Origin of the sequence: Pseudomonas persica (assembly GCF_900291015.1) — a bacterium.
In the GTDB taxonomy this organism is placed as follows: Bacteria; Pseudomonadota; Gammaproteobacteria; order Pseudomonadales; family Pseudomonadaceae; genus Aquipseudomonas.
On sequence record NZ_OLKL01000194.1, the window covers coordinates 1 to 263 of the forward strand.

Sequence of the window (263 nt, forward strand, 5' to 3'; positions counted from 1 at the left end):
CCCGCCTGTTGTTCCTGCTGCTGTTCTTAAGCGTACCCCTTTTGGCAAAAGCCGAGGTGGTAGCTACTCCGGACACGGTGCAGGCGACAAAGGTGCAGTTCGCAGCCTCGAACACAGTGCAGGTGACAAAGGTGCAGTTCGCAACCCCGGACACGGTGCAGGTGACAAAGGTGCAGTTCGCAGCCCCGGACGCCGGGCAGGACACGGTACAAGTACGTGAACTGCAGACGGTGACGGTGACGGCTCAAGCGTTGCTGCGGGAC

General features: G+C 60.8%; 1 protein-coding gene. It reads left to right on the plus strand.

Annotated elements, in window-relative coordinates; all coding sequences use genetic code 11:
- Window positions 1-263, plus strand: a 263-nt coding sequence (locus FQ664_RS27385) for a hypothetical protein (protein ID WP_178091090.1), incomplete at both ends; no start/stop codon positions are given.